Below are 22,839 nucleotides of genomic sequence, written 5' to 3'. Positions count from 1 at the left end.
TTTACTTTAGTTTTAGTTCGTTTATAGCTTGTTCGGGCAGCAGCGCCTTGTTTACTTTTTCAACAGTGATATCTTTAGCCAGGCTGAAAGATGACGTTTCCTCAATTTTGCGCGATGATGAACCTATTTTCACTTTATAGTCTCCTTCATCAGCTATCCAGGCCTGCCTGTCGGTATAAAACGAAGCCAGATCTGCCGCTTTGATAGTAAACGTTAAGGTTTGAGATTGGCCCGGTGCCAACAGCTTTGTTTTACCGAAAGCTTTCAGTTCATCCTCGGGTTTGTCCAGGTCCTTTTTAGGAGCAGCCAAATACAATTGCACCACCTCTTTACCGGCTACATCACCGGTATTTTTAACGATAACCGAGGCAGTGATCATGTTTTTGAAAACCTTTGAGCTTAGTTTCAGATCGCTGAATTTAAAGTTGGTGTATGACAAACCGTAGCCAAACTCATAGGCCGGGGTAACTTTAGCGGCATCGTAATAACGGTATCCCACGTAAATACCTTCCTCATAGATAACCTGGGTTGGTTTACCTTCGGGCGTACCGGGGAAATTATTGGCCGATGGCACATCTTTATAGTCGGCCGGGAAAGTGGTCGCCAGTTTGCCCGATGGGTTTACTTTACCGCTTAGCACATCGGCAATGGCATTACCGGCTTCCAGGCCAGGCTGCCAGGCTAATAAAATCCCGTCAACTTTATCGCGCCATGCGGTAACATCAACAACACCACCTACGTTAAGTACAACAATTACCTTTTTACCTTTAGCATGGAAAGCGCTGGCAACACCATTGATCAACCCTTTTTCGGGATCGTTTAAATAATAATCGCTTTCCAATTTTCGGTCAGCACCTTCACCTGCGTTACGGCCTATCGTAATCAGCGCTTCATCAGCACCGTTAGCTTCCTCGCCCACGATTGCGTTCACATCCATTTCGGGTATTGGGGCTGGATGGTCAAAAAAGTTTTTAGGTTTCGGTTGTTTGGCCTTCATATCAGCCAGGTAGGCCTTATAATTATTGGAAAGCGTTTCCTGTAATTTAAAGTTGGCATTAGCCAGGCCCTGCATTAATGAAATAGTGTAAGCTTTGTTTACATCGCCGCTGCCGGTACCGCCTGCAATAATATCATACGAGGTATTACCGAATACAGCGATCCTTTTCCCTGCACCAAATGGCAGCGCGTGATCATCATTTTTCAAAAGCACCATACCCTGCGCGGCGGCCTCGCGGGCTACAGCAGCATGACCGGCCAGATCAGGAGCATCAGAGTATTTATATTTTTTAAACGTAGGCGATTGAACTATCACATTCAGGATGCGCTCCACATTGGCATCAAGTTGCTGAGCGCTAAGTTTCCCGCTTTTTACAGCAGCCACTATGTCATCAGATTGGGTTGGGTTACCCGGCATCAGCAGGTCGTTTCCGGCTTTCATCTGCGCTACTGCATCTTTACCGCCAAACCAATCAGTCATGACAAAACCTTTAAAACCCCACTCCTTTTTAAGAATGGTAGTGAGCAGGTCGCGCCTTTCGGAAGTAAAAGTGCCGTTGAGTTTATTATATGACGACATCACTGTCCAGGGTTGTGCTTTTTTTACCGCAATCTCAAAACCACGCAAATACAACTCGCGCATGGCACGCTCGCTTACTATGGTGTTGATGGAGTTACGGTTGGTTTCCTGGTTGTTAGCCGCATAATGTTTAATAGAAGTACCTACCCCGTTTGATTCGATACCGTTAACAATAGCAGCGGTCATACTGCCGGCAACCAGCGGATCTTCAGAATAATATTCAAAATTCCGGCCGCCGAGCGGGTTGCGGTGAATGTTGAGGCCCGGCGCCAGCAATATATCCACACCGTATTCGCGCACTTCGTTACCAAAGGCAATGCCTACCTTATTTACCAGTTGGGTATCCCAGGTTGAGGCCAACAAGGTGGCAACCGGGAACGCCGTAGCATAATACGTTTTTGATTTATCGCCATTGCGGATAGGCTCGATCCTCAACCCTGCCGGACCATCAGATACCGTGATAGACGGGATGCCTAAACGTGGAATAGCATGCGTGCGACCGGCAGCTCCGGGTACTTTTTCGGGTATATTATAAGCATCCGGATCAGACGGAGGCAATTTAAAACCGCCTATATCAATTGCTTCAGGTTTTTTGCCCTTTACCGGCGGGGGTACGCCCGGCATCTTAAAACCCATCCCCACAACAAGCCTCGATTTTTCTTCGAGTGTCATGGCAGCAACAATCTGCTTGACGTTTGTTGCGCTTAATTGTGGTGCAGGGCTTTTGCTTTGGGCTTGTACTGCCTGGTGAATGCCACCGGCAAATAAAACGCATGCTAAAGCAACGTGTAGTTTGTAGCTCGTTCTCATTTTTTAAAATTAAATAGGTTAAAGGGGCTAATTGGCGATAACGACAGCAAGGAAAATATACTCTTTGTGTCATTATTACACAATAGTAAAAATTAAGTTTTACAATAGCAAGTTTTATCGATGAATAGATGAAGAATACGGATGGGAAGGAGAAATTGGACTATGGATCTACATTTTCCAACCATCTCTCGCAGAGACCAGTTAAGCATTATTTATATTCTGACGCGAGTATTCAGCGTGGGGCTTGATACTTGGACATTCGTTACTTTTCCAAATAAGATCTTGTCTAATTGGTTACGACACCTTTTCCCTAACATCGCATACTCACACCAGTTGGATTCCTTTATCTTTGTAAATAAACCGAATCTATTTAATTATGAAGTTTTTTACCGTTGATCGAGCAAAAACATTAAATGAAGGGCTAACAATTTCACTTACAAACCAAGATCCTTACAACATCAAATTATGGAGCGTCGATAATCTTTTAGAAGAGGGATCATTAAGAAAACATATTCAAAGACTTTACCCGGAAGGGTTGTCCCACCATGGATGGTATTACCTCAACCAGCGCCACACCCATGGAACACATCCAAATTTCACTCATCATATGCCCATCATAACCGAAGCTAATATTGAACACGTTCGACAAGCTTATTTTGGCTCGCTTACTTCAAGATTTCAGTCTATTTTTGCCTGTGATTCGATAGAAGATGCGAAGAAGCTAAGGACACAATTTAGAAGTGAAGACAGTCCAATATTTGAACTCAAAACCGACAATTTTCAGAAATGTGACATGAATTGGCTTTTCTTCGGAACACAGAATATTACAAGCTCTTACTTAGCTCATCAATACTGGGAGGGCAAAGAAAGCCCCAATCCGTTTTGGGAATATTGCATAAAGTTGCCGGTAATCATCGGCGATAGGATTGGATAATTATATTCACCTAAACGTCACAAGTACCCCAAAGTATTAAGCCCCACCCTGCATACTCCCACCAGTTGGGATATGGATGCTATCTATCTATAAATGAATAAAAAAGGCCAAAAAACGAGGTCAATAAAAAATAGTTATTGAATTTTATAACGCTCAATACGAACGAATTATACCGTCGATGTACTATGTGGAATTTATTCTTTTTAATAATCACTTGTTTACCCGTATATTAGAGTTATTATCAAGCATTTGATATAAAAAAAGCCACTGTACCACCAGTAGCTTTTAATTCTTGAGAGGTAACTCGTGTGAGGCGATTGTATAGGGGGTGGAAATCTTAGCGGACTGGATACCCCTCCTCTCTTTCTTCTATCTCAAATATAACATCTTTGAACACTACCTGCAATTTAATTATACAATTTAATTGTATCTCCTGCTTTCGATCTTACTATAGCTAATCCTCCTTATAACCATCTACATCATTCTGATGCTCTTAATATAAGTTACCTTGGTATATAGATGCCAACTCTATTCTGGCGTGAGTATGCAGGGTGTGCTGAGGGTTCTTGGGGTACTCGTGACTTTTCCATCAAATTTAAAAATTCACGAGTACGCCAAGCTGTGTCCGGCGCTGCGTACTCGCGCCAGTTGTGTATGTTTGCGGGGTGAAGAAGGAGCTTCGTTCCTACCCATGACAAACTAAAAATTGGTGTTTTTCACAGCAGTGAAAACGGGCAGAACGATGGAGGGAATGTGCTGTTGCAGGGGCATAGCAAGTTTTTGCAGAAGCATGGGCGAGTGCGAATCGGGGCAAAATAATTGCAGCCCGTGGTTCTGTTCGTTTTGCAGGGCAAGGCCAAGTGGTGGCCGTTGGGGTGGGTGTGCTCAAAGAAGCCTTTCTGCTGTAAGCCTTTTTGGGTACTTTTGTGGCGACAAAAGTACCTGGCCCCGCGCGGCCAGGAGCGCGACGATGTAAGTTCATTACAACAATACCCTGTTACCTGCCTGTGGGAGATTGCTTCGTTCCTTATAATGACGTAATTGCAAGGCGCTGATTATTAAATATATTTTCTGATCTGTTTTGTAATATGGGCGTTGCCTGTGGCCCGCGCTATCCGCTCATACTGCACCAAGCCTTAGCCACGTTGGCCGGTATCCGCTACTATCGCTAACGCAAAAAAGAGAAAATTTGAACTTTAGCCCTACGCCAACACCTCTTCCAATACATCAGCCGATTTGATATTGCCGAAGCCCTCGATATGCATAGCGTAATATTCCAACAGCTTTTGCACCAGGTAGCGGCGTTCATCATTGCTTAGTTTAAGCAGGTGCATATCTTCAAAACTGGTTTGCAATACTAATCGAAAATTATCGGTATGCGGGGGCGAGAGGTAGGAAATGCTTTCGGGCTTATAGCGGGTAAACTGTCCGTTTTTTATATCGAAATAATCAGCTTCACCCGCCATGTAACGGTCGGGGTAAAAGCCGAGATAACGGGTAAGCCGGGTTAAAAATATCAAATGAAAGTTGGCCACGCTTTCGGTTTGATGATCGAGCCATTCAATAGCGCTGAAAATAAAATCGAACAAGTTTTCATCCGGCGATTGTTGCTTTATGGCTTTATACAGCACCTCATTTAAAAATATGGCTATACAGCTCTTAATCACATCGTAAGGAATACTCTGCAGTACCGGCGCATTCTTTAATTCGGAAATGCGCTGCACGCTGCCTGTATTTTTGTGATAAACCACCAGGTCGAGCAAATGCAGGGGTTGCAGCATGTTCCTGCCTATTTTAGCCTTGGGTTTTTTAGCACCATTAATGATGTACGATTGCAGACCAAATTTCTCGGTAAAGATCTGTACGATCACACTGCTTTCGCCGTAATCAGTAGCCCTGAATATGATACCCCTGGTTTTATGCAGCATGCCTTATCAATAAAATGATCTTCGGTAAAAAAATAACTATCCCGGTTATCAGCGCGAATAATGCAGCCACAACAACAGCGCCGGCAGCTATATCTTTTACATGACCTGCTTTTTCGTTATAAGTGGGCGAAACCAGATCGGTCAGTGTCTCGAGCGAGGTATTAAGTAATTCGGTAATAAGCACTATGGCAATGCAAGCCGTAAGCCAAAACCACTCGGCAGTTGAAAGCCGGAAAAGAAAACCCAATACTACAGCTATTATACCGGCCACCAAATGAAACCTGAAATTAGGCTGGGTTTTAGCAGCATACCCTAAACCCTTAAACGCAAAACCAAAACTGCGTACCAACCTTTTCATGCTCAAAAATACAAAGTTTAGGTGCAAATGCGGATAGCGCATTTACAGTGTCCATACCATTGTTATTAGTGCCAATATTAACATAGCAAAGGGCATAATACAAGTGTTCAACTTTTAAAAAAACCGGTGTTCAACTTTTTCTTTTACCAAAACACAAAACCTTGATTATCAACATCAACTTGTTCAAACGCCCAAAAACAACCAATCCAACAAAATATAACACACTGATTATCAATGTCAATATTTTATAAAACAACAACAAGTGTTCAGCCCTAAAAAAGTTGAACACTAAACGCCGCAAATAAATCAGCTAATGGCATATAACCCGTTACCCGTTAACTCATTGTCACATTATCACTATCATTAATAGGCAGATAACGCATTTTTTGTAGTTTTGCGCCTCTCTTTTATATATTGTTAATAATGTTCTGGAAACATGTAGCTTCTGCAATTCTTAAAAACAGGCTGATAATTTTTATCTGCGTTTTAGCGCTGAGTGCCTTTATGGGCTATGAAGCGTCGAAGGTAAAAATCACCTTCAATGGCGGCAAAGTGCTTCCGGTTACTGATTCGGCGTTTATCCGCTACACCGAGTTTAAGAAAACCTTCGGGCAGGATGCTTCATCGATGGTTATCGGCATTAAATCGCCCAATATTTTTGATAAAGATGTTTTTAACGACTGGTACCAGATTGGCGAACAGTTAAAGAAAATAAAAGGGATCAAAGCTGTGATCTCGGCGGCTAATATCTACAACCTGCAAAAGGACACCCTGCAGCATAAATTTGTCCTGAAACCTTTGGTTACCGGTCTGTTGCAAACCGCCGCGGCTGTTGATAGTGTAAAACAACAACTTGCTTCCATGCCATTTTATAAGGGGCTGATTGTAAGTAACGATGGCCAGAGCACCCTGATGGCCATCACTTTTGATGATAAGATCATTAATACGCCATTCCGCGTGCCCATTATTAAAAAGATAAATCAGCTTGGGCAGGCATTTGAAAACAAGCATAATATCAAAGTACACTATTCGGGTTTACCGCTTATCCGCACTGTAGTAGGCGATTTGGTAGCCCATGAGTTTTCGTTGTTCCTGAGCCTTTCGGTAGTTATTACCGCGCTGATCCTGTTACTGTTTTTCCGTTCGGTGTTTCCGGTTATTTTTCCGGTGCTGATCGTGATATTGGGTGTAATATTCAGCCTCGGCGTATTGCAAATGATGCATTATGAGATGACACTTTTAACCGGTATCATCCCGCCGCTTATTGTGGTAATCGGGATCCCCAACTGCGTATTTATCCTCAATAAATATTTTCATGAGTATGGCATCAGCGGTAATAAGATGGCTGCATTGGAGGTTGCCGTTGAGCGAGCAGGTATCACCACCTTTATAGCCAACGTAACTACGGCTATTGGCTTTGGTGTGTTATGCTTTACCAATAGCGAATTGCTTACCCAATTTGGTTTAATAGCATCAATTGGTATCATGGGAACCTTTGCCTTGAGCCTTATTTTGGTTCCTATTATATTCAGTTTTCTGCCTGCACCAAAGGCAAGCCAAACCGGTATTAAAGACAGTAAACTGATGGACGGCTTATTAGCCACTTTAGATAAGCTGGTGCATACCAAACGTAAAACTATTTATTTAACCACCGCCCTATTGGTTGTCATCGCCATTGTTGGTATGATCAGGATCAATATCAATGGCTATGTGGTTGACGACCTGCCCCAAAGCAACAACACCCTGCACGATCTTAAATTTTTTGAATCGAATTTTAATGGGGTGCTTCCTTTAGAGGTTAGTATCGATACCAAACGCAAAAACGGGGTAATGAATCTGGCTACTATCCGCAAGGTAGAGAAACTGGAAAAACTGATCTCTTCCTACCCGGAGTTTAGCCGTTCGGTATCATTGATCCAGGTGTTGAAATTCAGCACACAGGCATTTTACGGCGGCAGTCCGGAATACTATCGCCTGCCCGACGGACTGGAGCAAAACTTTATCCTTAACTATGCAGGCAACTCAGGCAAAGGTACAAGCGGTTTGCTAAAAACCTATCTCGACAGCACCCACCGCGTTACCCGTGTTACCTTTGAAATGGTTGATGCCGGTTCAAAAAAAATGAATACCGTATTAGCTGAATTGCAGCCCAGGATCGATTCTATTTTCAACCCGAAGAAGTTCCATGTTGAGCTAACCGGCTCGAGCATCATATTTATAAAGGGCACCAACTACCTGTTGAAAAACCTATATGAAAGCCTGGCGTGGGCTATTGTACTTATTGCGGGCGTAATGTGGATCCTTTTCCGGGGTATAAAAATGATTGCCATATCGCTTGTGCCAAACCTTATTCCTCTTGTTATCACAGCGGGCATCATGGGCTTTTTCGGGATCCCGCTTAAACCGTCAACCATATTGATTTTCAGCATAGCCATGGGCATCTCGTCCGACCAAACTATTTATTTCATTACCCGTTACCGTCATGAATTACGTCACAGTAAGAAAAGTATCTCTAAAATAGTTTCAGACACTATCCGCGAAACCGGTGTCAGCATGATCTTCATTGCTACTGTGCTGTTTTTTGGGTTCGGTATTTTCGCGATATCAAAATTTGGGGGCACCGTTGCTTTGGGCGTATTGCTATCCATTACCCTATTGGTGGCTATGATCAGCAACCTTACGTTGCTGCCTGCGTTTTTGTTATCACTTGAAGGTGGTGTTGATCGTAACAAGATCAAGGGGCCGGATATTGATGAATAGAATTAGAAATTAATTTTTCTGTCTGCCATCCTGGTTCAGGCGAGTTCTTTGTACATTTATAATATGCCGAAAGATGAGGTTACCGATCTGCTTTTCTTTATGAGAACCTTCCCATCCGAAGTGCGGGAACGTGCCTTATGGCTGCGCGATTTTATATGGGATCTGTACCCTCAGGCCAACGAACTTATTTATGACAATTACAATGCTTTGGCAGTGGGCTGGTCGCCTACCGAAAAAATGAGCCATATCTTTTGCTCATTTGCCCTGTACCGTGGGGGTAATTACAATACCCATTTCGGCTTTTACTGGGGCTCCGAACTTTCCGATCCGCACAAAATACTTATTGGCGAAGGCAAGCAGTATCGCTATTTGCTGGTGAACGATATTGAAGCTTTTCCGCAGCAGGAAATAAGAAAGTTGGTAGACGAAGCCTGGCAAAATTCGCTGGCAAAAGTTAAAGATGCCAAACAGCTAACCCAGGGTAAAACCATTGTAAAAATGGTATCTGATAATAAGAGAGAGAAGAAACTTAAAGTCCCTAAGAAGTAACCCGCTTAAAGTTACAAATCTGTGAAGGCTTTACAGGTCATAACATTCCTGGCTCTTATGTCTAAAAGTCTCGATTCTCTTCCCGCGCTCATCCCCTAAATACCTGCACTCATGTACTTTATCTTTTAACTATATAATAGTTTTTGTTGCTTTGATAATAATTCGGCAGCAAGCAAATTGAAACAACAGGTAACTATATCGCTTTATTGGAAATGTCAGCTCATTGGCTGGTCGGTTGCGGCGCTTTACTGGGGATATACCGGCTACAATCAGCCGGGCTTTAACTGGTGGTTAGGCATTCTTCAATTTACTACCGATGTTGCCGTTTATATTACCATAACCCACCTTTACCATCGCTTCGCTGTAAAATTGGGCTGGCAAAACCTCGGATTAAACAAATTATTACCCAGGTTAGTACCCGCAGTCGTCGTATTGGGGTTGGTTTACCTGTTTGTAACTGTTTCAAAGGTTTACCTTTTCAGGGTTTGGTTTAAACCGGGGTTTTCGGAACCGTTCGGCGATTTTTTTGATTTCTATCGCGATAGCATTTTTGTGGCCGGGGTACGATTGATGTCGATCTGGCTACTGGCTTATCATTTATACCACTATGCAAAACGCGAAATCAATATAGCCCAAGAAAATGCCCGGCTGGCGGTTATTACGCGCGATGCGCAGCTTAACAACCTTTCGGCACAACTTAACCCGCATTTCTTATTCAACTCTTTAAATAACATTAAAGCTTTGGTTATTGATGATCCCAAATCGGCAAGACGGGCAATCGACCTGCTGGCCGATCTACTGCGAAACTCCCTTTACAGCGGCGACAAACAAATGATCTCCATAAAAGAAGAGCTGGAACTTGTTAAAGATTACCTCGAACTGGAAAAACTCCGGCTTGAAGAGCGGCTACAGTATCACATTGAAGCGGGCGATGAGTATCATAGTATGCTTGTTCCCCGCTTGTGTATTCAAACGCTTGTTGAAAATGCTATAAAGCATGGCATCAGTCAGCAAAAACAAGGTGGGCTCATTCGGGTACAACTTATTAATGACCGTGACAATTTGATAATATCCGTAAGTAATCCCGGCCGGTTAAATCCGACGCACGATAGCAGCGGGCTTGGCCTTAAAAACCTAACTGAGCGTTTGCGATTACAATACAAAGACTTTGCCCATTTCACCATCAGCGAAACAAATGGCATAGTAACGGCAACCATTAAAATTCCTGTTTCATGAAAAAGATAATGGTATTGATTGTTGATGATGAACGCGCTGCCAGAAATGAAATACGGCGACTGTTGGCCAATTACCCAGACTTTGAAATTGCAGGAGAAGCCACCAATGCCGACGATGCCCTGAAAATGATAGGCGAAGAAACCCCAGACCTCCTTTTTTTAGACATTCAGATGCCCGAAAAATCAGGCTTTGACTTACTGGAATCGTTAGAGAAGATACCACCGGTGATATTTACAACGGCTTATGACCAATATGCGGTTAAAGCTTTCGAAGTAAGTGCGCTTGATTACCTCGTAAAACCTATCCGCGATGAAAGATTTGAAAAAGCCATAGTACAGGCAAGGCAGCGGTTAAACAAAGCAGATCCTGCCGGGCAGATCTTTGTGAGAGACCGTCAACAATACCATTTTATCCAATGGAGCTCGGTACATCTTATCGAATCGATGGATAACTATGCCCGGATTTTGTTTGGCAATAAAAATGTGTTCCTAAAAAGCTCGCTCAACCAGTTAGAGGATAAATTGAACAGCAACATATTTTTCAGGATTAACCGTGCCCAGATCATTAACAGGCAATACATACAAACCATTACAACCGTGGATGGCCGCTTAAAAATAACCATAAATACAGGCGCACAACTGGAAGTATCCGAACGGCAATCGGCAAAATTCAGGCACTGGGCAGCAAATAAGTAGATCAACCATTACATATTACAACAATTAAAAATGATGAGAAAATTAATCTCCCTGTTCCTGCTATGCCTTGTTTTTGGCAGCATGGCATTGGCACAAAGCAAAAAAGCCACGGGATCTTACCTTCAGGATAGCGTATTGCTAAAAACACGTGACGGCGCATTTGTTACCGTGATGGTGGCCCGCAAAAAAGGCGTAACCGAAAAGCTGCCAGCTATTTTCCAGTTTACCATTTATGCCCGACGAACAGATTCATTAAAAATTCAGGAAGCCGCAGACAGGGGTTATGTTGGTGTATTTGCCTATACCCGCGGCAAATGGAACAGTCCCGGTGAGCCGCTGGCTTATGAAACCGACGGCCGCGATGCATACGATGTGATCGACTGGATCAGCAAACAACCCTGGAGCGATGGCCGGGTTGGCATGTACGGCGGAAGCTATAACGGCTTTACACAATGGGCTGCTACAAAGAAGCTTCACCCTGCTCTTAAAACCATTGTGCCATCGGCCGCGGTAGCACCCGGACTTGATGTACCCATGACCAATAACGTGCAAATGAGCTTTGTTTTTTCGTGGACCTACTACACCAGCAACAATAAATTTCTGGATGAAAAAGATTACAACAGTCCGCAGTGGAACCAGTTGTACTGGAAATGGTATAATGCAGGCTTAGCTTATCATACCCTTGATAGCCTTACCGGCCGCGGAGTTAACTATATGTTCAGGCACTGGGTAGCACACCCCACTTATGATCAATACTGGCAGGATATGATCCCTTATAAAAAAGAATTTGCAGATATCAATATACCCGTGTTAACAACTACCGGCTACTACGATGGCGGGCAAATTGGCGGCATGTATTACTATCGCGAACATCTTAAATATAATCATAACGCCAATCACTATGTCATCATCGGCCCCTACGGGCATTTCGGTTCACAAGGGCATCCCGATTCGGTTTTTAATGGTTACCGCATTGATGACGTGGCGCAGATCAACATCCACGAAATTATTTACCAGTGGTTTGATTATATCTTCAAAAACAAACCCAAACCTGCTATCCTGAAGAATAAATTCAACTTTGAAGTTATGAGCAGCAACGAGTGGAAACATGTGCCTTCATTAAAGCAAATGAGTAACGATACCCTGAAGTTTTATTTGGATAACTCCCGGTTAAATCCGGTTAAGCCGTTAAACAAGGCTTTCGCTTCACAAACCGTCAACTTTGCCCGACGGGATAGTATCAGCAGCTATTATTTTTTAAACCAGCTTATTTATGACACGCTGAATACGGGTAGCAGCATTGTTTTTAAAAGTGCTCCGCTCGCAAAACCTTTAATTATAAGCGGAGCTTTTTCGGGGGTTTTAAAAACCATCATCAATAAAAAAGATATGGACTACCACGTAGTGATGTTTGAAGAAATGCCCTACGGAAAATACTTTTACCTTACCTACTTTATGGGCAGGGCGAGTTATGCTACAAACCCGGAGAAAAGGCATTTGTTAAAACCGGGACAAATGGAAAGCATCCCTTTTTTTAACAGCTATATCACCAGCAGGCAATTCAGCAAAGGCAGCCGTATTGTGATCCTGCTCAATATCAACAAAAGCCCTTTTGAGCAGATTAACTACGGAACGGGAAAAAATGTAAGTGACGAAACTATCAGCGATGCTAAAGAACCACTGCAAATAAAATGGTTTAATGATAGCTACATTAATGTTCCGGTATTGAGGTGAGGAAAGACACGAGATGCCCAGGAAACAAGAGGCAGGGATGAAATATATCGTCAAGTTGTAGAATCCAGACTTACGAAGTTTCAGAAACTTCGTAAGTCTTCACACGTCAAATTTTCCAACTCACAATAATGACGATTTAGTCATGGACAAGCCTTATAACTTCTTAATCTCAATATTCCTGTACCACACATCAGCGCCATGATCCTGCAATACGATGTGGCCGGTTTTAAAGGTGCCGAAATCGGGCCATTCTTTAAACTTACTACCTGCTACCAGTTTTTTCCAGTTATCATCCCATAGCGTAGTTGACAATACATGCTCGCCATTGATAGTAAAATCAAGCTTGCTGTTATCGCAAACTATCTCCACCTGGTTCCATTCGCCGGCAGGTTTAACTACTTCTTTTGATATGGAGATCAGATCGTACAGATCACCTGCACGGTGCTTGATGAGTTTGCCGTCTTCGTTCTCCTTGTTATCAACAACCTGGCATTCGGGGCCGGTAAAGTAGCTGTATTTATATCTAGTAGTATCTTCCTTAACATGAAACAGGATCCCGCTGTTGCCGCCTTTGGAAATTTTCCACTCCAGCTTCAGGTCAAAATTTTCATATTCACTATTGCTAACCATGTCGCCGCCGTTTTTGCTTTGCCAGTCGCCTTTTTGCGATGCGTCAAGATGCAGTACATCATCTTTTGCTTTCCAGGCCAAACCCGGTGCCGGTTTACCATACGCATGCCAGCCGTCGGTAGTTTTACCATCAAATAATGGCTCAAATCCAGTAGTTGTGACCGCCGTTTTTTTGTTGGTATCGGCAACAACGGTGCTGTCGTTATTATAGTTTTTTGGGGTGGATGAATGGCAGCCGCTTATGGCGATGGCTGTTAATGCTATTAAAAATACCTTGTTCATTGGTGTTATGTTTAATTAGTAAGTTTTAAAGATTTCCCTTTTTGAATTCACCCACCGCATAAGTAGCAGCACGGGCCGTTAAAGCCATATACAAAATTGAAGGACTTTGGTTTCCGGTAGTCGCCATACAAGCGCCATCGGTCACAAACACGTTTTTGCACAAGTGGAGCTGGTTCCATTGGTTAAGCAGCGATGTTTTTGGATCTTTCCCCATGCGCACCCCTCCCATTTCATGGATATCAAGACCCGGCGCCTGTTTGTTTTCGTGCTTTTGAATATTGGTACAGCCGGCTTTCTCAAACATATCAGCAGTCTGGGTTAAAAAGTCCTGGATCATGCGCTCATCATTATCATCATACTCAACCGAAGTGATTAGCAGCGGGATCCCCCATTGATCTTTCTGCTTTGTACTTAAACGCACATGGTTCCTTTCCTTGGGTATGGTTTCGCCCTGCAGGTACATGTAAGCACTCCATCCGCCCGGTTCTGTAAGCGAATCTTTGTAAGCCCCTCCTATCTCGCCTTCGCCAGTTTCTTTTGGTCCCCGGTTACGGTATGCACCCATAAACGTGGTGAAGCCACCTTTATAATCGGTTTCCTGTTTGTGCAGGTTACGATAATTGGCCAGGATCAGCTCGGTTGGGTTACGGCCAAAATAATATCGATCTAAAAAATCATCCATATCTGCCGTTACCGATGCCCGGTAATTTTGAAAAGCGATGTATTTACCCAGTAGGCCATTATCATTGCCAAGCCCGTTCGGGAACCTTTCTGATTTTGAATTGAGCAGGATGAGGTTAGTATTCAATGCCGAAGCATTCATGAAAATGATCCGGGCCTTATACACGAACTCCGCTTTGGTATTGGTATCGATAACTTTTACCCCAGTAGCTTTGCCAAGCTTTTCGTCATAAATAATTGAATGCACTACCGAAAAGGGACGTATAGTGAGGTTACCCGTTTTTTTGGCCCAGGGCAGCGTTGAACTCACTGAGCTAAAATAACCACCGAAGGGGCAGCCGCGCATACACAGGTTCCGTGCCATACATTTAACGCGCCCCTGATCTATGTGGATCTGCTTCGGCTCAGTAATATGCGCCCAGCGGGCATGTACCAGGTGCCTGTCGGGATAGTTTTCTTTTATCTTTTCGCTGATATGTTCCTGCACTGCGTTCATATCAAAAGGAGGCAAAAACTCCCCGTCGGGCATAGCCTCAATGCCGTCTTTATTACCGCAAACGCCTATGAATTTTTCTACATGTGAGTACCATGGAGCCACATCATCGTAACTAATAGGCCATTCAATGCCGTAACCAAAACGGGCCGGGTTTTCAAACTCAAACTTGCTCCATCGCTGGCAAGCCCTCCCCCACGTAAGCGACTTACCACCAACCTGATAACCTCGGATCCAATCAAAAGGTTTTTCCTGTATGTAGGGATGATCTTTATCCTTCACAAAAAAATGGGCATCGTCTTCACCATAACCGGCAGCACGGCTTATCAACGGGTTTTCGTCGAGGAACGCTTTCGTCATAGCCCCGCGGTGTTTAAACTCCCAGGGATCCATAGTTGCGGTGGGATAATCTTTGATATGCTGCACATCACGGCCCCGCTCCAGCACCAGGGTTTTTAAGCCCTGCTCGCAAAGCTCTTTAGCCGCCCATCCGCCGCTGATGCCCGAGCCTATTACTATGGCATCATAAGTAAACCGCTCGGCGGTATTTTTAGGTTCATCAGGCATGGATACAATTGGTTATGGTTAATAAACTGTTTAATTGCCAATAGGTTTTATAAAGCTAAAAGCGCAAAGCTAAAGGCATAAAGCCATTCACCTTTGGCTTTATGCTTTCCGCCTTCGGTTCAGCTCTTATACTGTTAAGCTCAGTTCCGCCGCCGCGGATTCATCTAAAAACACCTGCGCATATTGCAACGTTTTAAATATGGAAGCCGGTATATCGCTGGTGACACATCCCTGCAAAGCCTGAGCTATTATAGGTGCTTTTTTACTTCCGCTGGCTATCAGCACCGGTACGGAAGCTTCGGCCAGGTGCCTTAAACCGAGCGTAATGCCTTCGGTTAAAACAGTGTCCTTAGTAAAATATTTTTGAGCAACCTCAATAGTAATGGGCGCCAGAGCCGAGTGATGGGCATACGAATGAAAATCAGCACCGGGCTCATTAAGACCGATGTGACCATTTAGCCCCACTCCAACCACCATCATATCCAGACCACCAAGTTTATCAATATGTTTGTTCATAGCCTGGCATTCGGCATCCAGATCATCGGCAACGGCATTAAAAAACTTCTTTTTGTTAGCTGAAATATTAAGCGGCGTAAAAAAATGTTTTTCGAGGAAGTAGGTACAGCTGCCATCATTAGTACGGTCGAGGCCCACCCATTCATCCAGGCCAACAAAATTGGTTTGGCTAAAATTAACAAGGCCATGGTTTGCATATTGAACCAGGTAGCTAAGTAAACCGGTCGGCGAATCACCTGAAGGGAAACAAATTAGCGCATTTGGCTTTTGGTTAACCAGGGTAACTACCAGGTCGGCCACCGCCTTCGACATGGTATTATAATCAGGATATGTATGTAATTTCATTTGCTATTTATTATCGAGCCAAAGATTTACCGGTTTATCAATCTTCGCCGAAAACGGCAGTTCAATTTTTTTACCTGCTCCGGCCGATGCATAGGCCGCGTAGATGAGTTCGAGCACAGCCCTGCCGTCTTCACCGGTCACCAGCGGGGTTTTGTTGTTTTGTACGCAATCAATAAAGTGTTTTAACTCATGCGGATAGCCCTGGTTAAAGGCCTCCTCAAAAATGGTGAAGCTCCAGCCCTGTGTAGTGTCTGATTTTTCCATGGCATAACCATATCCATCCCTGCTGTAGGTTACCGCCGCATTGCCCATAAACAAATCGGCATAAATAACACCGCCAAGGCCATGGATTTCGCAACGGTCATCCATTCCACCATGTTTTGACCAGCTGTTTTCTGCCACGGCAGTTACGCCGTTTTCAAACTCAACAATAATTACCGAATTATCTTCGCCTTTGGTACGACCTTTATGCAGCACCGTGCTCATGCTGGCATAAACACTTTTAGGTTTGGCATTATTCAGCATCCAACGAAACCAGCCTAAAGCGTGGCAGCCCATATCCATGATCACCCCACCGCCCGAAAAATTGATATCATAAAACCAATCCGAATGCGGACCCGAATGCTTTTCGCCCTGCTTCAGCATATAGATCTCGCCGACGGCGCCCTCTTTTACCAAATGCCGTGCCCGCTCATATTTGGGCGCGAAGCAAAGTTCTTCGGCATACATCAGCTTTACGTTGTTGGCCTTGCATACGGCTATCATTTCATCGGCCTCCTCAAGCGTAACGGCAAGCGGTTTTTCAATAATAACATGCTTGCCTGCTTTCGCGGCTTTGATGGTAGCTTCGGCATGAAGGTAGTTTGGTAAGCAGATATCTACCACTTCGCAGCCCGATTCGGCAAGCAGTTTATCAATATCATCAAACCATTGGGCTATGTGATATTTTTCGGCAAATGCTTTGGCTTTTTCCGGGTTGCGGGCATAGCAGGCCACCACATCAGCTTCGGGAATAAAGCGATGATATGATTCCATGTGGATATCGGTAATAAAACCGGCACCCAGTATGGCTACTTTAGTTTTGTTCATAAAACGTATATATAATAAAGCGCCGATAATTGGAACAGCGCGCAGGGTTTATCTGGTTTAGAATACCGTTCAAGATTAATGAATAATATTTAGAAATTGAAAATTTTTGGAAGATGCTTGTTGGGAGCATGTAAGAGCTGTTGTTGTATCCAAGTTACATTGGCCCGCTCAATCGCCGTGGGTTGGCTTTGTTCTTTTTCTTGATAAAAAGAATCAAAACCGAGCCAAGTGAGCTCATGAGCACCTATAAAACAAAATACTTCGCGAATAAATCAAGTCAGCAGATAGGCTTCTTTGCGCGCAAGGCCTTTGCCCTGCAAACCGGGCGGCAGAACCACGGGCGGCAATTATTTTGCCCTGCCTTCACAGGCTCCCGCTCCTGCAAAAACTTGCTATGCCCTTTTCTGCGCTCTTGGCCACCATTGTTCTGCCCGCTTTCGCCCGAAGCTTACCTGCTGACAGAAGCGGTTTCAAATATGTTACGGGAATTTAACGAGAGCCTTTATAAATACCATCTCCAAGTTTAGCAACAGTTTTATTCTCCTACCCCTCCATAATGTGTTTTTTAATAAACTCGATGGTTGATTCGGGCAGGGCGTTGCCGCTGGCCTGGGTAAGGCTGCCGTCGGGCTGTAACTCGAGTTCGGCATTGATGTTGTTATCAATAAAAACATGCAGCTTATTTTGCTCTTTTTCAACACGGCAGGTAAGCTCACGTTCTGAGTAGTTGATCAGGAATTCGTACTTCCCATCTTTCGCGGCCGGTGTGGTATCTTTTTGATCGATCATGGCAGTTTGTTTATTGAGATAACATACCACGATTGATGATGTTTACTTTATTGAAAAATAAAACAGTTGTTTAAACATGCTTTAAAATGAGGCAGAAAAAAAGAGATAGCCCGCCGGCTGTCTCTTTTTTAAATTTAAGTTGACTGACCTCATTATTTATCATAAAGAACTAATTGGTTAGAACGATAATAACAATTAGTCAAATATAAGCACTATAGAATTAGTAGACTAATTTTTTTGATAAAAAATGTTACTTTTTTTCAATTTTGGATCAGTTTTTCTTAACAGATGGCGTTTTGTTAACAATACTGTCCTTTTTCTGCCCATTTCCGGGTAGTTTTGGCACAAAATTTCTGATTATCGTATCCTTTTTAAATTTTATTACATTATTCTTCCCAGTATCAACTTTTAGGGTACTATCCGGGAGGTTTTTTATTCCGGGGCTCTTCAGGCTATCCGCTTTGAGGCTCACTCCCGGCTTAGCAGTTCCGGGTTTAGCAGGAGCATTTTTTCCTGGAGATTTAGTTGCCGGTGCTTTTTTACTACGCTTCTTAATAATGTCTTCTTTTGATGCCGGACGCTCTTTAGGTTTCCACAAAAAGCCTTTCAATATCTTATCATCCTCTTTAACTTTTTCGATAGGGATATAACGATTTTCGGGCTTGGTTAAAAAGTAAATATCCGTAGCCTGGTTCTTTTTAAAAACGGTACGGATCCGGCTGCTTAATGACCGCTGCATACCCGAAACCTTGCCGCTGTCGCGCTGAAAATATATGGTTTCGGCATTGCCAAACGTATACATCTGGTCAAGCTTATCATCCTTAAAATATCCCCGCATTTTTTTACCCGATACCTGGTTAAAATGCGTTGAGTCATCCTTTTCAATATTTACGATAAATGCCGAGGGGAAAAGTTCGATATTATCCAGCTTTTTATGCCGCATTTGCATGTATACGGTATCGCCGCTCAGTTGTGAGCCCTGTGTCCAGATAATCGGGTTTACATACATGCGCATGGTAGAATCGCTGTTGCTATAAAATACCGAATCGGATTTAGCCTGCAGATCTGATTTAAAGATCTTAACGTGGTGATGGCCAATAAGCATCCGCACACGTGCCGTATCTTTCAAATTAACCGGGTATTGTTTAAAAACCGGGTCGCGTTGCATTTGTTCACGGTATATACTATCCTGCTTTGCTTTTTTAGCGGCAGCGAGCGCGTCCTTTTTCCTTTGTAATGAATCATTTACCGGTTTAGGCTTTCCAAAAAAATCGCGGTGAAAATAACTTGTATCTTTAGGCACCTTTATATAATAAGCAGTGAGGAACTTTGACGATTTTTTATCAGCCGCCAGTTTACGCTGTTTCAACGTAGTATCGCGTAAAGTACGCTGGCGTTCCTGGTAAATTTTCTGGTTTTTATAGGTCATGATCTGCGTTTCAATGGTATCAGCAGTCATATATATCGAATCGCGTTTGATGTGGCTGGTATCCTTCGGCGCCACAGTTGTTTTTACGGGGACAAGCTTTCCTGCTACTTTAGCAACCCCAGGCTTAATAGCATCGGCCACCCCGGCCAGGCTGCCTATGTTTTTTATATTCGCTTTATCTTTATTGTTTTTTAATGCTGGGGCCGCCGCCTTTAGTGCCGAATCGATCAGCTTTTCGTTCCCTTTTTTGGCCTGTGTTGCCGCTTTTATCAAAGCATCGGCATTAGCATCTTTATTATTTTTTAAAGCACCCTGTACCAGCGTAGTCGCCATATCAACATTGGCACTATCCTTTTTACCTATGGCAAAAGGCTGTTTAACGGGAATAGTATTGGCCGGGGCTTTGCGGTTGCTATCAGGTTTTATAGCATTAGCAATTTTAGTAAGGTCAGTTACTTTTTTGGCCGCCGCTTTGGCATTCTTATTTGCAGCGGGTAATTGCTTTGCCGTGGTATCGGTTTTACTGGTGTCCTTTTGCTCGGAGATCAGTACCACATAAGCATTTTCGGTAACAACAGTTTTTTCTTCGGCCCTGTAATAAGTACCCAGGTCGCCTTTAATGGTTACTTTTTGTTCCTTATCTTCGAAGGTGATGTTTTTTACCGCGCGGCCATAGCCTTTCAGCTTATCGTAAAAAAGGCTGTCACCTTTTAATGATTTGGTACCCTGTCTGTATGAGTTTTTTTTACCAAAATACGCCTGCTCGGTAACGGTGTTATACAAACCGTTCTCGGTATACAGGGTATCTTTATCCTTGGTGCCGTAAATATTGGTTGGGCCGAAAAAATAGGCAATACGCGTACCCGTGTTATACTTAAGGGTATCGTTTTTTATCAAAGCATCGGGTGTGGTGAGCACCACATCGTACCTGAAATATGAGTCGCGGCTAAAAGCAAAATAGTAACCGTTTTTACTGGTAAGCACATTGTCCTTATTCACCAACTTTCCGCCGCCTGTATAAGTGCCTATGCGGCTGGCTGTATTATAGGTAAGATAATTAGTGGTTAGTGTGGCATCACGGTCAACCATTTTAACATTATCGGTAAGGATGGCCGTTTTGGTATTGCCGTTATAGTTCAGTTTATCCGAAAATATGTTCAGCGTATCGCCCTGGTTTATGTTTACATTACCAAAAGCATCAAAAGCATTATCGCTGGGATAAAAGTAAGCACTATCCGACCGGAGGATAGAGTAATCCTGCTTAAACACACCTTTATATACCTTAATCAGCTGTTTGCCGCTAGCCGTTTTTCCGCCGGTGCTTCGTTCAGATTGTATCAGGTTTACAATTGATTTTTTTTGAGCCATGGCTGTAGTTGCCATCGCCAAAAACAAAAAGCATAAAACGTATTTCCTCACAATGGCAAAATTAGTTTTTTGTTGGGGTTATTAAATTAATAATTTTGATGAATGCTGCCAGTTAATCAGTTTGTTAATTTTATTGAGCAAAACAGCTTATTTACGCCTGCTGCCAAAATACTGGCAGCTGTAAGCGGCGGCATCGATTCGGTTTTAATGGTACACCTGCTTAAAGCCGCGGGTTATGATTTTGGTATTGCCCATTGTAACTTTCAACTGCGTGGTAATGAAGCCCTGCGCGATCAGGCCTTTTGCCGTGACCTCGCCACAGCTCTTGGTGTACCTTTTCATACTGTTAATTTTGATACAGAGCAATACGCCGCAGACAACAGGGTATCCATACAAATGGCAGCCCGCGATTTGCGTTATCAGTGGTTTGAAACCATCGGTCAGCAATCAGGTTATGAGGTTGTTGCGCTTGCTCACCACCAAAACGATACTATCGAAACAATATTGTTAAACCTTACACGCGGTACCGGAATTGCCGGCCTGCACGGCATTTTGCCCAAAAACGGCAGGTTGGTACGGCCTCTGCTTTTTCTTAACCGCACGGAGATACAGACAATTGTTAGTGCCGAAGGTTTAGCTTTTGTTGAAGACAGTTCCAATGCCTCGGCAAAATATGCCCGCAATAAGATCAGGCTTGAAGTAGTACCTAAGCTGAAGGAACTGAACCCATCGCTGGAAAAAACATTTGAAAACAACCTGCTCCATTTCCGTGACCTGGAACTATTGCTTGAACTTAAGCTTGATGAATTAAGGCAAGCGTTGCCGCAGATACATAATGACCTTACATACCTGCCCATTACCAAAGTAAAAAACCTAAACCCCAAACGGCTGCTTCTTTTTAAACTGCTGGATGAATACGGTTTTAATGAAACTACCATCGACGATCTCATTGCCTCACTTGATAAACATCCGGGCCGGGTATTTGAGTCCGGAACACATACCTTATTGCTTGACAGGGAAAACATCATTCTCAAACAAAAAACAGCGACCCACCTGTCCGAAGTTATTATCAATGCCACAGACCATGAAGCAAATTTTGGCGTTTATAAGCTTAACCTGCTGCATGATGATAGTCCGCTGATTATAAAAGATAATCCGTTGGCAGTATCCATTGATGCTGATAAGTTAGTTTATCCGTTAAAAATGCGTACCTGGCACGAGGGCGATCATTTTTTCCCTTTGGGGATGAAGGGCAAAAAAAAGCTGAGCGACTTTTTTATTAATCAAAAAGTGCCGCTGCACCAAAAGGAAGAAATCCCAATCCTGATAAATGGCAATGGCGAAATTATGTGGGTTGGCGGCTATCGCCCCGATGAAAGGTATAAAGTGAGTGATAACACTAAAAAAGTTACTATCTTCGAACTGTTTAAACTAACATGAGCGATAAATCCGTTTTTACCGAAAAACAATACCTTGGCCGGGAATTTATACCGCTAACCATACGCCTGGTTTTAGCCATGTTTTGTTTTGCTGCCTACTTTTTTACCGACGAACGTGAACGAAACGGCGATTTACTGGTTGTTGTAGGTTTTGCCATCATCATTATTTCCATTATTATGGGGTTCCTGCTGCATTTTCGCACCCGTGTAGAAAACAAAAGCGTTATGCTCGATGGCTTATGGACAACCAAACTGGTAAAAATAGATTTGAACAGCATTGTCAAGGCTGAAAAAGGTACCTATAGCCGCTATCTTTTCAACAACCCGGTTTATAACCTGCACACCAAAGGTACCATCCGCTTTTTCACATCAGGCAACGAAGCTATCCACCTTACAGATCGCGATGGCCTGCTTTATATCATCGGCTCCAAACATCCTAATGAGTTTTTGAGGGCGGTAAAGGAAGAGATGAAGAAGTAATCAGTCCCCTTAATGCACTGACCATCAACCGCCTGATTCAGGTAAAATTACGCGCTCACATTTACCATATTGAGTAAAACTACTTACGTTATTTAAAATACCACCGTTTATATTTGGACCGTATGCTACAGGCAGCCTTTTGAATAAAGCT

General features: G+C 43.4%; 18 protein-coding genes. 9 read left to right on the top strand and 9 right to left on the bottom strand.

Annotated elements, in window-relative coordinates:
• Position 1: 1 nt before the first annotated feature.
• A complete protein-coding gene (locus tag FHW88_RS15920) occupies positions 2 to 2,386 on the bottom strand; it encodes a glycoside hydrolase family 3 C-terminal domain-containing protein (RefSeq protein ID WP_176626697.1) in 2,385 nt (794 codons plus the stop codon).
• A gap of 376 nt (positions 2,387 to 2,762) precedes the next feature.
• Between FHW88_RS15920 and FHW88_RS15915 the strand changes: the two genes are divergently transcribed.
• Positions 2,763 to 3,320 carry a hypothetical protein gene (locus FHW88_RS15915; RefSeq protein WP_176624997.1) on the top strand — a complete coding sequence of 186 codons (558 nt, stop codon included), beginning with the start codon at positions 2,763 to 2,765 and terminating at the stop codon, positions 3,318 to 3,320.
• Positions 3,321 to 4,522: 1,202 nt separating this feature from the next.
• On the opposite strand, the gene recO is transcribed toward FHW88_RS15915, so the two are convergent.
• Both recO and FHW88_RS15905 read right to left on the bottom strand, forming a co-directional pair.
• Positions 4,523 to 5,248, bottom strand: a complete 726-nt coding sequence (recO, locus tag FHW88_RS15910; RefSeq protein WP_176626695.1) for a DNA repair protein RecO — start codon at positions 5,246 to 5,248, stop codon at positions 4,523 to 4,525.
• Positions 5,238 to 5,606, bottom strand: coding sequence for a diacylglycerol kinase family protein (locus tag FHW88_RS15905; RefSeq protein WP_176626693.1), 369 nt, complete (start codon positions 5,604 to 5,606; stop codon positions 5,238 to 5,240). Before FHW88_RS15905 ends, recO begins: the two co-directional genes overlap by 11 nt.
• Positions 5,607 to 6,029: 423 nt before the next feature.
• Here FHW88_RS15905 and FHW88_RS15900 point away from each other — a divergent pair, with 423 nt between their 5' ends.
• The 5 genes from FHW88_RS15900 (at position 6,030) to FHW88_RS15880 (ending at position 12,580) form a co-directional block, all read left to right on the top strand.
• Positions 6,030 to 8,366: an efflux RND transporter permease subunit gene (locus FHW88_RS15900; RefSeq protein ID WP_176626691.1), complete on the top strand. Its 2,337-nt coding sequence runs from the start codon at positions 6,030 to 6,032 to the stop codon at positions 8,364 to 8,366.
• Between the two features lie 63 nt (positions 8,367 to 8,429).
• Positions 8,430 to 8,915 (top strand): hypothetical protein, encoded by a 486-nt coding sequence (locus FHW88_RS15895; RefSeq protein WP_176626689.1) that lies wholly within the window; start codon positions 8,430 to 8,432, stop codon positions 8,913 to 8,915.
• A 177-nt stretch (positions 8,916 to 9,092) separates the two neighbouring features.
• Positions 9,093 to 10,151, top strand: coding sequence for a sensor histidine kinase (locus FHW88_RS15890; protein ID WP_176626687.1), 1,059 nt, complete (start codon positions 9,093 to 9,095; stop codon positions 10,149 to 10,151).
• Positions 10,148 to 10,846 carry a LytR/AlgR family response regulator transcription factor gene (locus FHW88_RS15885; protein ID WP_218117206.1) on the top strand — a complete coding sequence of 233 codons (699 nt, stop codon included), beginning with the start codon at positions 10,148 to 10,150 and terminating at the stop codon, positions 10,844 to 10,846. The genes FHW88_RS15890 and FHW88_RS15885 overlap by 4 nt, the downstream gene beginning before the upstream one ends.
• A gap of 30 nt (positions 10,847 to 10,876) precedes the next feature.
• On the top strand, positions 10,877 to 12,580 hold the full coding sequence (locus FHW88_RS15880) for a CocE/NonD family hydrolase (protein ID WP_176626685.1): 1,704 nt from the start codon (positions 10,877 to 10,879) through the stop codon (positions 12,578 to 12,580).
• A gap of 153 nt (positions 12,581 to 12,733) precedes the next feature.
• On the opposite strand, the gene FHW88_RS15875 is transcribed toward FHW88_RS15880, so the two are convergent.
• From FHW88_RS15875 to FHW88_RS15860, 4 genes are all read right to left on the bottom strand, one after another.
• Entirely contained in the window at positions 12,734 to 13,492 is a 759-nt protein-coding gene (locus tag FHW88_RS15875; protein ID WP_176626683.1) for a DUF1080 domain-containing protein, read from the bottom strand.
• 25 nt (positions 13,493 to 13,517) lie between these two features.
• Complete coding sequence (locus tag FHW88_RS15870) at positions 13,518 to 15,233, bottom strand: GMC oxidoreductase (RefSeq protein ID WP_176626682.1); 1,716 nt, start codon at positions 15,231 to 15,233, stop codon at positions 13,518 to 13,520.
• A gap of 126 nt (positions 15,234 to 15,359) precedes the next feature.
• The gene (locus FHW88_RS15865) at positions 15,360 to 16,094 is read right to left on the bottom strand and encodes a glucosamine-6-phosphate deaminase (protein WP_176626680.1); all 735 of its coding nucleotides are present in this window, start codon (positions 16,092 to 16,094) and stop codon (positions 15,360 to 15,362) included.
• Between the two features lie 3 nt (positions 16,095 to 16,097).
• Positions 16,098 to 17,183, bottom strand: a complete 1,086-nt coding sequence (locus tag FHW88_RS15860) for a Gfo/Idh/MocA family protein (RefSeq protein ID WP_176626678.1) — start codon at positions 17,181 to 17,183, stop codon at positions 16,098 to 16,100.
• Between the two features lie 236 nt (positions 17,184 to 17,419).
• On the opposite strand from FHW88_RS15860, the gene FHW88_RS15855 reads away from it, so the two are divergent.
• Positions 17,420 to 17,710, top strand: coding sequence for a hypothetical protein (locus tag FHW88_RS15855; protein ID WP_176626676.1), 291 nt, complete (start codon positions 17,420 to 17,422; stop codon positions 17,708 to 17,710).
• Positions 17,711 to 17,726: 16 nt separating this feature from the next.
• Here FHW88_RS15855 and FHW88_RS15850 read toward each other — a convergent pair whose 3' ends face one another.
• Both FHW88_RS15850 and FHW88_RS15845 read right to left on the bottom strand, forming a co-directional pair.
• Positions 17,727 to 17,972, bottom strand: coding sequence for a hypothetical protein (locus FHW88_RS15850; protein ID WP_091216455.1), 246 nt, complete (start codon positions 17,970 to 17,972; stop codon positions 17,727 to 17,729).
• A gap of 271 nt (positions 17,973 to 18,243) precedes the next feature.
• Positions 18,244 to 20,820: an OstA-like protein gene (locus tag FHW88_RS15845; RefSeq protein WP_176626674.1), complete on the bottom strand. Its 2,577-nt coding sequence runs from the start codon at positions 20,818 to 20,820 to the stop codon at positions 18,244 to 18,246.
• Positions 20,821 to 20,871: 51 nt separating this feature from the next.
• Here FHW88_RS15845 and tilS point away from each other — a divergent pair, with 51 nt between their 5' ends.
• Together tilS and FHW88_RS15835 are read left to right on the top strand one after the other, a co-directional pair.
• Positions 20,872 to 22,209: a tRNA lysidine(34) synthetase TilS gene (tilS, locus tag FHW88_RS15840; protein ID WP_176626673.1), complete on the top strand. Its 1,338-nt coding sequence runs from the start codon at positions 20,872 to 20,874 to the stop codon at positions 22,207 to 22,209.
• Positions 22,206 to 22,688 (top strand): hypothetical protein, encoded by a 483-nt coding sequence (locus tag FHW88_RS15835; protein ID WP_090534476.1) that lies wholly within the window; start codon positions 22,206 to 22,208, stop codon positions 22,686 to 22,688. Before tilS ends, FHW88_RS15835 begins: the two co-directional genes overlap by 4 nt.
• Positions 22,689 to 22,839: the final 151 nt, after the last annotated feature.

Origin of the sequence: Mucilaginibacter sp. SG538B, assembly GCF_013376065.1 — a bacterium.
In the GTDB taxonomy this organism is placed as follows: domain Bacteria; phylum Bacteroidota; class Bacteroidia; order Sphingobacteriales; family Sphingobacteriaceae; genus Mucilaginibacter; species Mucilaginibacter rubeus.
Note: the sequence above shows the minus strand (reverse complement) of the source record. Positions and strands in the feature narration are given on the sequence as shown.

Bases quoted from the DNA above. Each gene is read 5' to 3' on its own strand.
- FHW88_RS15875 (WP_176626683.1), bottom strand. From the start codon at position 13,492: ATGAACAAGGTATTTTTAATAGCATTAACAGCCATCGCCATAAGCGGC.
- FHW88_RS15885 (WP_218117206.1), top strand. From the start codon at position 10,148: ATGAAAAAGATAATGGTATTGATTGTTGATGATGAACGCGCTGCCAGA.
- FHW88_RS15905 (WP_176626693.1), bottom strand. From the start codon at position 5,606: ATGAAAAGGTTGGTACGCAGTTTTGGTTTTGCGTTTAAGGGTTTAGGG.
- FHW88_RS15865 (WP_176626680.1), bottom strand. From the start codon at position 16,094: ATGAAATTACATACATATCCTGATTATAATACCATGTCGAAGGCGGTG.
- tilS (WP_176626673.1), top strand. From the start codon at position 20,872: ATGCTGCCAGTTAATCAGTTTGTTAATTTTATTGAGCAAAACAGCTTA.
- FHW88_RS15850 (WP_091216455.1), bottom strand. From the start codon at position 17,972: ATGATCGATCAAAAAGATACCACACCGGCCGCGAAAGATGGGAAGTAC.
- FHW88_RS15915 (WP_176624997.1), top strand. From the start codon at position 2,763: ATGAAGTTTTTTACCGTTGATCGAGCAAAAACATTAAATGAAGGGCTA.
- FHW88_RS15895 (WP_176626689.1), top strand. From the start codon at position 8,430: ATGCCGAAAGATGAGGTTACCGATCTGCTTTTCTTTATGAGAACCTTC.
- FHW88_RS15855 (WP_176626676.1), top strand. From the start codon at position 17,420: ATGAGCACCTATAAAACAAAATACTTCGCGAATAAATCAAGTCAGCAG.
- FHW88_RS15835 (WP_090534476.1), top strand. From the start codon at position 22,206: ATGAGCGATAAATCCGTTTTTACCGAAAAACAATACCTTGGCCGGGAA.
- FHW88_RS15880 (WP_176626685.1), top strand. From the start codon at position 10,877: ATGATGAGAAAATTAATCTCCCTGTTCCTGCTATGCCTTGTTTTTGGC.
- FHW88_RS15900 (WP_176626691.1), top strand. From the start codon at position 6,030: ATGTTCTGGAAACATGTAGCTTCTGCAATTCTTAAAAACAGGCTGATA.
- FHW88_RS15860 (WP_176626678.1), bottom strand. From the start codon at position 17,183: ATGAACAAAACTAAAGTAGCCATACTGGGTGCCGGTTTTATTACCGAT.
- recO (WP_176626695.1), bottom strand. From the start codon at position 5,248: ATGCTGCATAAAACCAGGGGTATCATATTCAGGGCTACTGATTACGGC.
- FHW88_RS15920 (WP_176626697.1), bottom strand. From the start codon at position 2,386: ATGAGAACGAGCTACAAACTACACGTTGCTTTAGCATGCGTTTTATTT.
- FHW88_RS15870 (WP_176626682.1), bottom strand. From the start codon at position 15,233: ATGCCTGATGAACCTAAAAATACCGCCGAGCGGTTTACTTATGATGCC.